This is a genomic window from Phocaeicola sp. RTP21198st1_B8_RTP21198_201120, from assembly GCF_040929485.1.
Taxonomy (GTDB): domain Bacteria; phylum Bacteroidota; class Bacteroidia; order Bacteroidales; family Bacteroidaceae; genus Phocaeicola; species Phocaeicola dorei.
Genome location: NZ_JBCOCI010000105.1, coordinates 1 through 12,826 on the forward strand (window position 1 = coordinate 1; position 12,826 = coordinate 12,826).

7 protein-coding genes and 1 pseudogene are annotated in these 12,826 nt (G+C 43.0%); 1 reads left to right on the plus strand and 7 read right to left on the minus strand.

Translation table 11 applies throughout. From position 1 onward, the window contains the following. The first annotated feature begins 257 nt into the window (after window positions 1-257). Window positions 258-1,820 (plus strand): Gfo/Idh/MocA family protein, encoded by a 1,563-nt coding sequence (locus AB5935_RS21865; protein WP_038608747.1) that lies wholly within the window; start codon window positions 258-260, stop codon window positions 1,818-1,820. A 467-nt stretch (window positions 1,821-2,287) separates the two neighbouring features. On the opposite strand, the gene AB5935_RS21870 is transcribed toward AB5935_RS21865, so the two are convergent. The 7 genes and pseudogenes from AB5935_RS21870 to AB5935_RS21900 form a co-directional block, all read right to left on the minus strand. Beyond that, window positions 2,288-3,457, minus strand: coding sequence for a TolC family protein (locus AB5935_RS21870; protein ID WP_007836726.1), 1,170 nt, complete (start codon window positions 3,455-3,457; stop codon window positions 2,288-2,290). A 9-nt stretch (window positions 3,458-3,466) separates the two neighbouring features. After that, entirely contained in the window at window positions 3,467-6,550 is a 3,084-nt protein-coding gene (locus AB5935_RS21875) for an efflux RND transporter permease subunit (protein WP_038608741.1), read from the minus strand. Between the two features lie 12 nt (window positions 6,551-6,562). Beyond that, window positions 6,563-7,798, minus strand: a complete 1,236-nt coding sequence (locus AB5935_RS21880; RefSeq protein WP_007842257.1) for an efflux RND transporter periplasmic adaptor subunit — start codon at window positions 7,796-7,798, stop codon at window positions 6,563-6,565. A 95-nt stretch (window positions 7,799-7,893) separates the two neighbouring features. After that, complete coding sequence (locus tag AB5935_RS21885) at window positions 7,894-8,394, minus strand: DUF6769 family protein (protein ID WP_038608738.1); 501 nt, start codon at window positions 8,392-8,394, stop codon at window positions 7,894-7,896. 28 nt (window positions 8,395-8,422) lie between these two features. After that, window positions 8,423-10,459: a M13 family metallopeptidase gene (locus tag AB5935_RS21890; protein ID WP_038612188.1), complete on the minus strand. Its 2,037-nt coding sequence runs from the start codon at window positions 10,457-10,459 to the stop codon at window positions 8,423-8,425. A gap of 23 nt (window positions 10,460-10,482) precedes the next feature. Further along, on the minus strand, window positions 10,483-12,426 hold the full coding sequence (locus AB5935_RS21895; RefSeq protein ID WP_007836721.1) for an ABC-F family ATP-binding cassette domain-containing protein: 1,944 nt from the start codon (window positions 12,424-12,426) through the stop codon (window positions 10,483-10,485). 213 nt (window positions 12,427-12,639) lie between these two features. Beyond that, window positions 12,640-12,826, minus strand: a pseudogene (locus tag AB5935_RS21900) (hypothetical protein); the annotation flags it as partial.

Here is a 12,826-nt window from a genome sequence, read left to right on the forward strand (position 1 = left end):
AAAATCCTGAGCAACTTTTTGTTGCTCAGGTACTTAAAAAGTTTAATTTATAATAGTGTTGCGGAATTAAGGATTAACTCACCTTTTTCTCAGAAAAAAGAGGACGAACTTATATCCATAATCAAAAAAGATTAATTATCTTTGAGCGCAAAAATAAAAAATATTCTTATTATTAATGTGAAATATAATTAAGTTTCAAGTAGTTGACTCAAGAAACAACCTATATTTTTAAATTTTAATCTTTAAATTCAAAAAGTATGAGAACCTTTAAATCATTGATGATAAGCTTATGTATGGGTACAACCCTATGCATGTGTTTACCACAAACCACGACAGCACAAACCGTAAGTTCAGGAGATTCCTGGAAATGGGACAAAGGAACCATTGTGATTGACACTCCTGAACGTCCGTCCGGCCAGAAAAGTGTATTAGGCTTAACCATCCCGAAAATGGAAGTAGTCCGCGTAGGATTTGTCGGATTGGGAATGCGAGGTCCCGGAGCCGTAGAGCGCTTCACTTATATTCCCGGCACACAAATTGTGGCACTTTGTGATTATGAAGCATCTCGTGCAGAAAAATGTCAGGATATCCTAAAGAAAGCATCTATGCCGAAAGCTGCCATTTATTCCGGAGAAAAGGGATATGAAGAATTATGTAAACGTACAGACATAGATTTAGTTTATATCGCCGCAGACTGGTTGCATCATTTCCCCGTAGCAAAATGCGCATTGGAAAACGGTAAAAATGTAGCTATTGAAGTTCCCTCGGCCATGAACCTGCAAGAATGCTGGGATTTAATCAACCTGAGTGAAAAAACCCGCAAGCATTGCATGATTCTTGAGAACTGTTGCTATGACTGGTTTGAGATGAATACACTGAATATGGCACAACAAGGTGTATTTGGCGAAATAATCCGTGCCCAAGGAGCCTACATTCACAATTTAAGCCCGTTCTGGGATCATTATTGGAAAAACGGCAAAGAAGACAAACTAGGATGGCGTTTAGATTATAACATGAAACACCGGGGTGATGTATATGCCACTCACGGCTTGGGTCCTGTAGCACAAGCATTGGATATCCATCGTGGTGACCGTATAACCACTTTAGTAGCTATGGACACCAAATCTGTTGTTGGTAAAGATTTAGTGGAGAAGAGAACCGGCGAAGAATGTAAAGAATTCTACAACGGAGACCATACCACCACCCTGCTTCGCACAGCAAATGGGAAAGTTATTGAAATCCAACATAATGTAATGACTCCCCAACCTTACAACCGCTTGTACCAACTGACAGGAAGCAAAGGGTTTGCCAATAAATATCCCGTTGAAGGATATGCTTTGGATGCAGCACAACTGACCGCATCGGGCGTGCAACCCAAAGTAGACGATTTGAACTCTCACGGATTCTTACCCCAGGCAGAAATGGAAGCGCTTATTGAGAAATACCAGCATCCTATTTTAAAGAAATATGGTGAAATGGCAAAAGAAGTCGGCGGCCACGGCGGTATGGACTTCATCATGGATAGCCGTCTGGTATATTGTCTGCAAAACGGACTACCTTTGGACATGGATGTATATGACTTGGCCGAATGGTGCTGTCTGGCCGAACTGGGAGCTATCTCTATGGACAACGGCTGTGCGGCAGTAGCCTTCCCGGACTTCACACGAGGTGAATGGAACGTGACCAAAGGTTACAAACATGCATACGCTTCACCCGAAGACGAAAACGCAAGCATGGAAAAAGCAAAGGCTTTCACCGCGAAACTGAAAGAGCAGGGAGCGAAAGAATGGGCGAAAGAAGCCAAGAAAAAAAAGAAATAAATAGAAATAAACAAGAAAAAATGTGTCGGAAGTCACTCTGTCATAAAAGGTAGCCCAATTCTTCCGGCACATTTTTTTATGCCATTCTGAACGACAATCGTTTCCAGCTTTTATTAAGAATCAAAAAAAGGACGTAACCGGCATTCTTCGAATTTCTAGCCAAAGTACTTCGGCTTTAAGGAGAGTATCATCATAGGACGATTCAGCCAACCTGGGAAACCAGCTGACAGACCATCTGGCGGACGGATATAATGTGAGACTGGAGGAAATAGAAACCTTATCGGCAACATTGATCAGCCGGAAGATTACGGACAAAAAAACACAATCCGCTTCGGTACATTTTTGACAGCGACAGTCTGCTTTTTTAAATGAAAAAGCAGGATAACACGGATATAGTTTGTTGACTATCCGTACCATCCTGCCATCCGTTTTTACCCTACCTGCGTTAAAAGAACAGACTGTCAGCTTTACAGATTATTCTTGTAAATGTTCGCCATCACCTTCTGGTATTGATTCTCAATCTGCATATACGCCTGGAGATTCTTATAAATATTTTCCGTTTCCACAAAATATTCAATCAATGAAATTTGTCCCTCGGTCAATGCTTGCTTCAATAAATCCAGCGAACGGTACATCAAAGGAACATCATACGCATTCATGGCATCCTTCAACTGCTGCATCTCATTGAAGAGAGACATCAGAGAAGCTTCAACCTGATCTTTAGCATTTTCTTGCATCAATTGTGCGCTGATAGCCTGTGCCTTGGCTATCTTTACCTTTTTACGATTCTGAAACAAAGGCAAGGAGCCCCCTACCACAAAACCATTCATCGAAACCGCATCATCCGTGTTACGGCGAAAACCGGCTTCCAGTTTCGGCAACCATCCTTGACGGTCTACCGAAACCTGCTTCTCGGCGGCACGGGCAGTGGCGACGGCGGCCTGCAAGTCAAGGTCTGATGCCATCACTTCATCCCGCATGACATTGTAATCATTGATTTCCTGTATGGCAGGGTATGTGGTTTCAGCAAATTCTAAAGGCATGTTGCCGTTCATGGCAAGCAGAGATTGCAAGGCAGTGCGGTGGGCTGCGCTGTTTTGGGCAACTTCCGTCTGCACATTCATACGTTCCATTTTGATTTTATTGACTTCCAATATGTTCGCATCACCGGTAGTCAGACGCTTTTCATAAAGTGCCTGTAATTCATCTGCATTTTTCATACGGATATCCATCAATGTTTTTTCCTGATTCAACAGAATAAGGTCTAGACAGAGATTCTTCGCATTCAGCAGAATATCTCGGCGAGCAGCCTGTTGTTGCTTGTCCACCGCTTCGTTCTGCAAAGTAGCCTGCCGATTGCGGACAATATACTGAGTAGGGAAATCAAAACCTTGTGAAGCGACAAGTTCCGTACCGTGCCCCCCTTCGGCACCATTACTGTAAAAAGAACTGTAGCTCACTGTAGGGTCAGGCAAGTTGTTGTTTGTCCGGTTTTCCATCTTGGTTGCATCGGCTGCATGTTTCTGCGCCTTGAGCTCTTTATTATTCTGCTCGATGCTTTTCAAAATGTGCTCAATACTCTGGGCCTGCGCCAGCAAGGGAGAGCAGAAGGCTATTATAAATAAGATTCGTTTCATATATTTCTATTATTTCTTCTTTCGATTCATCAGTTCATAAACAATCGGAATAATGAAAGCGTTCAAGAAAGTCGATGTCAAAAGACCTCCCAGAATAACTTTCGCCATCGGACTTTGTATCTCATTACCCGGCAAATCGCCACGGAACGCCAAAGGTATCAAAGCCAACGCGGAAGACAATGCAGTCATCAGGATAGGGTTCAAACGGTCTAACGAACCGTGAAGAATGCTTTCTTTCAAATCCATACCTTCTTCGCGCAACGTATTGTAATGACTTATCAACAACATACCATTACGGGTAGCAATACCAAACAACGAGATAAAGCCGATAATAGCCGGAATGCTTATCTCACCCGTTGTTATCATCAATGCAAATACCCCACCAATCAACGCCAAAGGCAAATTCAACAAAATGACTCCACTTTGGGCTGCATTCTTAAACTGGGTATAAAGCAACAGGAAGATAACTACGATACTCATAAACGAAGTGAGCATCAGCGTACGGCTGGCCGCCTGCTCGCTTTCAAACTGACCGCCATATTCCACATGATATCCTTCGGGAAGCTTGATTTGCGCATCAATCCGTTCCTGTATATCATTCACCACGCTGCGCAAATCACGGCCGCTGGTATTGGCTGAAATCACAATCTTACGCTTCACGTTCTCACGGCTGATGGTATTCGGTCCCATGGCAGAAATCACATCGGCTACATAGTTGACAGGGATTTTCTGACCGTCACCGGTATCAATCATCAGGTTACGCACTTTCTCCATCTCATCACGCACCTCGTCCTTGGTACGGACAATAAGATTAAACGCTTTGCCTTCTTCATATACCTGCGAAACAACTTCACCCGCCATGTTTACAGATACAAATTCGGCAAAGTCCGGCAAGGAAATACCGAATTTGGCAAGCATCTCGCGTTTGGGAACAATCTTGAGCTGCGGACGTTCGATTTGTTGTTCCACATTCAAGTCGGCAATACCCTCCACGCTACTGATAGCATCCTTTATCTGATTACCGATGGCAAACATCTTGTTCAAATCGTTACCAAACAGTTTGATGGCAATGTTGGCCTTGGTACCCGAAAGCATGGCATCGATACGATGGCTGATAGGTTGGCCTATTTCGATATTCGCACCGGTAATGGTAGATAACTTGGCACGCACATCGGCTACCAGTTCCTGACGGGAACGGTCTTTCAATTCAAACGGAGCCTCAATTTCACTCACGTTAACCCCTAGTGCATGTTCATCCAGTTCGGCACGTCCCGTTTTACGGGCTACAGTCTGTATTTCGGGAATAGACATCAGCAACTCTTCCGCACGGTGTCCCATTTTGTCCGATTCTGCCAAAGAAATTCCCGGCAATGAACTGATATTAATGGTGAACGAACCTTCATTGAAAGATGGCAGAAAACTACGTCCTAATGCAAAAAACATAACCAATGCCACCGCAAACAGTCCACCTGTAAAACCCAATACTACGGATTTATGATTCAAGGACCATAACAAGGTATTGCGGTAATGCTTTTTCATCCATACGGCTACAAATGCCTCTTTGGGTAATCCTTTACTTTTATTATTACCTAACAGATAGCTGCACAGTACCGGAGTCAGTGTCAAAGCCACTACCGTAGAAGCAAACAACGCCACAATAAAGGCAATGCCCAGCGGAACCAGCATACGACCTTCCATTCCTGTCAGGAAGAACAAAGGAACAAAGCTGACTACAATAATCAAGGTAGAGTTCAAGATAGGCATACGCACTTCTTTCGAAGCATTGAACACGACTTCAATCACGCTTTTACGTTCCCCTTCGGGCAACAAGCGGTTCTCGCGCAGATGTTTCCATACATTTTCCACATCCACAATAGCATCATCCACCAACGAACCAATGGCAATAGCCATACCACCCAAACTCATGGTATTGATGGTGAGCCCCATATAGTGAAGAGTCAATATAGAAACAATCAATGACAACGGAAGGGTTACCAATGAAATAACCGTGGTACGTACATTGGCAAGGAACAGGAAGAGAACAATCACCACAAAAATAGCACCTTCATACAACGAATCCTTCACATTGCCGATAGAACTTTCAATAAAACGGCTCTGACGGAAAATATCTGTAGAAACGTGCACATCAGCCGGAAGATTCTTCTGCAAATCCTTCAATGCGGCTTCTAATTGCTCTGTCAGTTCAATAGTCCCAGTCTTGGGTTGTTTGGTAACGGTCAGCAGTACGGCAGGTTTTCCTCTCTCCGAAGCAGTACCTAGTTTTGGTTCCTGCGAACCGATCTTCACATCGGCAATATCCTCCAATGTAACGGGCACCCCTTCCACCGTCTTAATGACGGAACGTGACAACTGAGCCACATCATGGCTGGAAAGCACCCCACGAACAATATATTCGTTTCCATATTCATAAATCACTCCGCCATTGGCATTCTGATTCATGTTACGGGTAACGTTCATCACCTCTGTCAACGTAACATTGTAATGTTTCATGCGGGCAGGGTCAAGCAACACCTGATATTCCTTGATATCACCTCCTAGCACGGCAACCTGTGCCACACCTCCCGTAGAAAGCAGGCGCGGACGGATAGTCCAGTCTGCCAGTGTACGGAGATCGAGCATGGAAGTAGTATCCGAAGTCAGACCGATAATCAGCAATTCACCTAAAATAGAGGATTGAGGTCCCATGGTAGGTTTACCTACATTCTCGGGCAATTCCTCGCTGACCAAGGACAATTTCTCACTAACAATCTGACGGGCCAGATAGATATCAGTATCCCATTCAAATTCCACCCACACAACGGAAAAGCCATTGGTGGAAGATGAACGCACCCGGCGCACATTGGTCGCACCATTCACAGCAGTTTCTACAGGGAAGGTTACCAATTGTTCCACCTCTTCGGCAGCCATACCATTCGCTTCAGTCATAATCACTACAGTCGGCGCATTCAAATCGGGGAACACATCGACTTCCGTATGAAAAGCCGTGTAAGTACCGCCAATAAGCAGCAAAACCGACGCCACCAGAACCAATATACGGTTTTGAAGGGAAAAATGTATAATTTTATTTAGCATAGGGCGGCTTGATTAATGTTCATGACTATGAGCCGGAATCGCATTGCTGGCCGATGCTAATTTCACCTGATAGGCTCCTTTTGTTACCACACGGTCACCGGCTTTTAACCCCGTAAGAATCTGAACTTCCTTTCCGTCACTAGCCCCCAAAGTCACTTCCTGTTTCTTATACCCTTCTTCATCCAATTGCAGATAAATAAAATACAAGCCCTGTTCTTCGGTCAATGCTGTAACAGGTAAGGCCAGCACATCGGGCATTTCCGACGAGAGCAGATACACCTCCACATACGAACCGGGAATCACATCTCCCCGATTATCAAATTCGAAAGTAACAGGTACATAGAAAGAAGTACCACCGGATGCTTTACCATAAGAAAGCAGATGCCCTTTCAACTCACCCAACTCATATACCTTATTATCGTATGGAGTCTTGAAGTTTGCCGACTGGATGCTATGCAGATAACCATAATATTTCTCGGAAACATCTGCACGAAGGAACAGACGACGGTTCTGAGTGATACTCACCAAAGGCTGGCCTACCGACACATAATCACCTTCCTTCACCAGACAATTCTTGATATAGCCACCTAAAGGAGCTGTAACGGACACACCTGTCTTGGTCTGGTTCTTTGAAATAGCCTCGTATGCCAATAATGCATTTTCATAACTCTCCTTAATGGCATTGAAATCTTTCTGTGATATTATCTGACTTTTTACCAACTTGGCGGCACGTTCATATTCTTTTTTGGCGGTTTCATATGCGATACGGGTACGTTTTACAGGGTCTCCGTCCGGCATATTCTCAGCAGAGATATTCAGAATGGGAGCCCCCTTGCTCACACTCATACCGTCCGTTACCGGATGGCGGAAAGAAACCACACCGGCTACATTGGCAACTACTACGCTTTCATCACCTTGTGCCGCCTGTACCTGTCCGCTGGTCGTTATTACCTGACGGAATGATTTAGGCTGGATTATTTCCGATTCTACTCCAGCTGCTTTCGCTTTTTCCGGAGCCAGGATTATCTCATCGGAATGTCCGGCTGCCATCTCTGCCTCGTGGTTATGTCCTTCGTGGTTTTCACTCGCATGATCGTGTTCCTCATGCTCGTGATCATGGCCTTCATGATCATGATTATGTGCTTTTTCCGTTTCATGACTATGCCCCTCATGGTCATGTTCCGATTTACTGTTGCAAGAGCCTAAAAGAAATAATCCCAAGACTCCCATAAAGATAAGTTTCTTCATGATGATATAATTTGTTCTTACTTTTTTATTAAATACAAAATTAGCGTAAAGAAAATGCAACAAAGTTGCGGATAAAAAGATAAACTTTCTATCTGTTAAGCAAGAACATCGCAAGGAGGAGCACGCAACCCCTTTACGTGGGGAAGACACGTAGAATGCAGTTTTTCTAAATAGTAATTATAAGGTAATGTGTTGTGTTCTGTCAACTGCAATGAAAGCGCCAATACATCCGTTACCGTATATAGCAACAAACAAAACGAATAATCAGGAGAAACACTGTCCTGAGCCCGATCCGGAGTTACACTTTTAAACTTGGTCACGCATCCGGCATTACATGTATGATTCTCATCGGAACTATTATGCTGCTGATGCTGTACAGAACATTGACAGCCGCACAAAGTCATATCATGCTGCAAGCAAAGGATTTCCCGGTGATGATGATGAGGCAGAACAGATGCAGTCAACATGATTATGCTGACCAACATTAATACCCATGCTATATATCGTCTCCGTTTCATCGGGCACAAAAGTAGGTGTTTATCATGTAAATTCCAAAAAGAAAGCATGGTAAATGCCAAATTATCAGCAATTACCATGCTTTTTATTATCTTTTATGTATAAAGCTTACCAAATAGAGACACGTTTTTCAGGAGCCAAATACATAGGATCCCCCTCTTTAATGCCAAAAGCATCATACCATGCACCAATTTGAGGGAGTGCTCCGTTCACACGCCATCTGCCCAATGAATGTGGATCAGACTTTGTTTGCAAACGAATCTGCTCGTCGCGGATATTGCCAGCCCACACTCCGGCGTATGACAAGAAGAAGCGCTGTTCCGGAGTAAATCCGTCTTCTACTGGTAGCGGAGCATCTTTTGTCGCATTCTTAAACGCTTGGAAAGAAACCTGCAAACCACCATGGTCGGCTATATTCTCACCTAAAGTCAAAGAACCGTTGGCATTGAGTCCCGGCAAAACCTGAATGCTATCAAAGAAATTCACCATTACCTGAGCACGTTCTTCAAAACGTTTGGCATCTTCGGCTGTCCACCAATCTTTCAAATTACCATCCTTATCGAACTGACGTCCCTGATCATCGAATCCATGAGTCATTTCATGACCGATAACCACGCCAATAGCTCCATAATTAAATGCATCATCAGCATTCATGTCAAAAAACGGATATTGAAGAATACCTGCCGGAAAACAAATCTCATTCGTGGTCGGATTATAATATGCATTGACAGTCTGCGGAGTCATTCCCCATTCATCTCTGTCAACCGGCTTGCCTGCCTTGGACAACATATAATCCAGTTCGAATTCTGTAGCACGCTTCACATTGGCCCAATAAGAATCTTTTTCAATATTCAAACCGATATAATCCCTCCACTTATCAGGATAGCCTACCTTTACATAAAAAGAATTCAACTTCTCAATAGCTTTAATCTTTGTGCTGTCACCCATCCATTCCAAATTCCGGATACGTTCTCCCAATGCGGTCTGCAGATTCTTTACCAACTGCACCATACGTTCTTTTGCGGCTGCCGGAAAATATTTCTCCACATACATCTGACCTACCGCTTCACCCAGTACCCCATTCACAGTACTTACGGCACGCTTCCAACGAGGTTGGTTAGCCTGTTTACCGGATAGTGTTTTTCCATAAAAATCAAAGTTTTGTGCTACCAAATCATCACTCAAGTAACCGGCAGCCCTGTCTATCAGATTCCATTGCATATAAGCGATCTGATTTTCAACCGGCAAGCTATTGATAATTTTCTCAACCTCTTTAATCGGCTCCACTTGAGAAACACTCAGTTCAGTCACCCCTTTCACGCCTATACCATTCAAGAAAGCATCCCAGTCAATGCCCGGAATCTCTTTCTTTAATTCATCCAAAGACATTTTATGATAATTGGCCGCAGGGTTACGCTGTTCCACCGCACTGAAAGAAGCTTTCGCAATACGGGTTTCGATATCCATTACAGCCTCCATTTTCTTTTTAGCGGCAGCCTCATCAAAACCAGCCAATTGGAACATCTTTACAATATGTTCTTTATACTTATTACGGATATTGGTAGTCACATCATCATTGTCCAAATAATATTCTCTTTCACCCAGACTGATACCCCCTTGATACAATTGAAACAAATTGCTCTTGCTGTCCATGATATCGGCACCCACATAGAAACTGAAATAAGGGAATACACCGCTATGAGCCAGTTCCGCCATCAAAGGAACTATTTCCGATTTATCCTTCACTGAAGCAATCTTTTCCAAATCAGCTTGAATAGGAGTTACTCCATCCGCATTCAGTTTCACACTATCCATAGCCAGATTATAGATATCCCCTATTTTCTGACCTATTGTACCTTGCGCATTCTGTCCGGCAGCAATTTCCACAATCAATCCTTTCAGTTGTTCCCGGTTATTTTCGGCAAGCATATCGAATGAGCCAAAACGGGAATATTCATTGGTCAGAGGGTGTTTCTTCATCCATCCGCCACAAGCATACTGATAAAAATCAGCTCCTTGAACAGCCGTAGTGTCCAAATTTGTCAAGTCTATACCCGAAGTCATGACGGCTTCCTTTTTACTGTCGCATCCGGCAGCTACTGCCAGAGCCAATACAGCCATTGGTAAATAATGTTTTGCTTTCATTTGTTCTATATATATGATACATATTAACTTCCCTGCATCTCTTCTAATTCCATAGAAACGGCCTCCCATTCTTCTACCGTCTGATCCAAGTCCTTTTTCAGTTTCTGATGCTTTTCATACAAAGCCATATCCGATGCACCTTCGGGAGTAGCCATATCGGCTTCCACCCCGCTAATCTCAGTTTCCAGCTTTTCTATTTTTTGTTCACAATCCGCAATTCGTTTCTCCAATTTACGAATTTTCTTATTCAATTCCTTTTGCGCCTCATAAGATAATTTGTTCTCACTGACCGTTTCGGGTTCTTCCTTTTTAGTGGCAGACACAGTAGGAGAAGCCGAAAGCTGCAACTCATTCAGACTCTCTATTTTCTTTTTCTGTAAAAAATCATAAATGCCGCCAATGTGTTCTTTTACTACTCCACCTCCAAATTCATAAACTTTGGTCACCAGTCCATCCAAGAACTCACGGTCATGAGAAACAACAATCACCGTTCCATCAAATTCCTTGATAGCTTCTTTCAATACATCCTTTGAGCGCATATCCAGATGGTTGGTAGGTTCGTCCAAAATAAGGAAATTCACCGGTTCTAACAAAAGTTTTATCATGGCAAGACGACTCCGCTCCCCACCCGACAGTACCTTTACTTTTTTATCAGAAGCCTCGCCTCCAAACATGAATGCTCCCAGAATATCACGAATTTTTAAACGAATATCCCCTTTTGCCACATAATCAATCGTATCAAAAACACTCAGATTTTCATCCAGCATCTGAGCCTGATTCTGAGCAAAATAACCAATCTGTACGTTGTGCCCGATGGTCAGTTTACCTTCGTATGGGATTTCGTCCATTATACATTTCACCAAAGTGGACTTACCTTCCCCGTTCTTTCCGACAAAAGCCACCTTCTCACCTCTATTAATAGTCAAAGTCACATCGTGGAAAACAAGATGACTGCCGTATACTTTCTTCACCCCGTCACAAATGACCGGATAATTGCCGGAACGCATGGCAGGCGGAAACTTCAACCGTAAGGCTGAATTATCTTCATCATCAATTTCAATAGGAACTATTTTTTCCAATTGCTTGATGCGGCTCTGCACCTGGACAGCCTTGGTAGCCTTATAACGGAAACGCTCTATGAAATCTTCCGTATCCTGAATTTGCTTCTGCTGGTTCTCGTATGCACGCAATTGCTGCTCACGACGCTCTTTGCGCAATACCACAAACTCATCGTAAGCCACTTTATAATCATAGATATGCCCGCAAGATATTTCAATCGTACGATTGGTCACATTATTAATAAATGCGCGGTCGTGACTCACCAATACAACGGCCCCCGCACTTGTCTTCAAAAAGTTTTCCAACCATTGAATGCTTTCTATATCCAGATGATTGGTAGGCTCGTCCAACAGCAACACATCGGGCCGTCGCAACAACAACTTGGCCAACTCTATACGCATACGCCAACCACCACTGAACTCGGATGTAGGACGGTTAAAATCTTCCCGGTTAAATCCTAACCCCATCAATGTACGTTCTATCTCAGCCGTATAATTGGTACCTCCCATCATCAGAAAGCGTTCATTGTCATGTGTGAATTTCTCAATCAGTTTATGATAGTTTTCTGAATCATAGTCTGTTCTATCCGCCAATTCCTGATTCATTCTCTCAATACTAGCCTGCAAGTCAAAGATATGTTCAAAAGCCATCTCCGCCTCTTCCATCACAGTATGTTTATCACTCAGAATCATGACTTGAGGCAGATAGCCTATCGTCACATCACGCGGAACAGAAACACTACCTGAAGTAGGCGCCTGTATTCCTGCCAATATTTTAAGCATAGTAGACTTACCGGCCCCATTCTTCCCGACCAGCGCAATACGATCTCTCTTATTGATAACGTATGACACGTCCTCAAACAGAGGCGTTACTCCAAACTCTACTTTCAAATTATCTACTGAAACCATTCGTTTTTATCCTTTTGCAAAAGTGGCAACAAATATACGGTTTTATATGTAAAAAAGATAAAATACAAGTAAATAAAAAAGGTCCTTATCCTTAACAAATAGGATAAAAGTATTAAAACGTGTTAGAGAACATATTTTTTTAGTTGTTTTATTTGCAAAATTCACTAAAGTCCGTACCTTTGCAATGTGTTTTTCATAGTATTAGATTTAAGGTTAACAAAGGTTGGAGCAAGGCGTTGCTCCTTTTTTTATGTCTACATTTTCGAGAAGAGATTTTTTCACTTTATACTTTACTCCTGCTAATTTCAAACTAGAACTTAATGACCTCAAATCCGCAACTAAGCCCTTGAACGTCCTTATTGCGTTTACACGTCCTCTCATTACTGAATTTGCAGATAAT

Excerpts from the sequence above, each read along its gene's own strand:
- AB5935_RS21865 (WP_038608747.1), top strand. The coding sequence starts at position 258 with ATGAGAACCTTTAAATCATTGATGATAAGCTTATGTATGGGTACAACC.
- AB5935_RS21870 (WP_007836726.1), bottom strand. The coding sequence starts at position 3,457 with ATGAAACGAATCTTATTTATAATAGCCTTCTGCTCTCCCTTGCTGGCG.
- AB5935_RS21875 (WP_038608741.1), bottom strand. The coding sequence starts at position 6,550 with ATGCTAAATAAAATTATACATTTTTCCCTTCAAAACCGTATATTGGTT.
- AB5935_RS21880 (WP_007842257.1), bottom strand. The coding sequence starts at position 7,798 with ATGAAGAAACTTATCTTTATGGGAGTCTTGGGATTATTTCTTTTAGGC.
- AB5935_RS21885 (WP_038608738.1), bottom strand. The coding sequence starts at position 8,394 with ATGGTAATTGCTGATAATTTGGCATTTACCATGCTTTCTTTTTGGAAT.
- AB5935_RS21890 (WP_038612188.1), bottom strand. The coding sequence starts at position 10,459 with ATGAAAGCAAAACATTATTTACCAATGGCTGTATTGGCTCTGGCAGTA.
- AB5935_RS21895 (WP_007836721.1), bottom strand. The coding sequence starts at position 12,426 with ATGGTTTCAGTAGATAATTTGAAAGTAGAGTTTGGAGTAACGCCTCTG.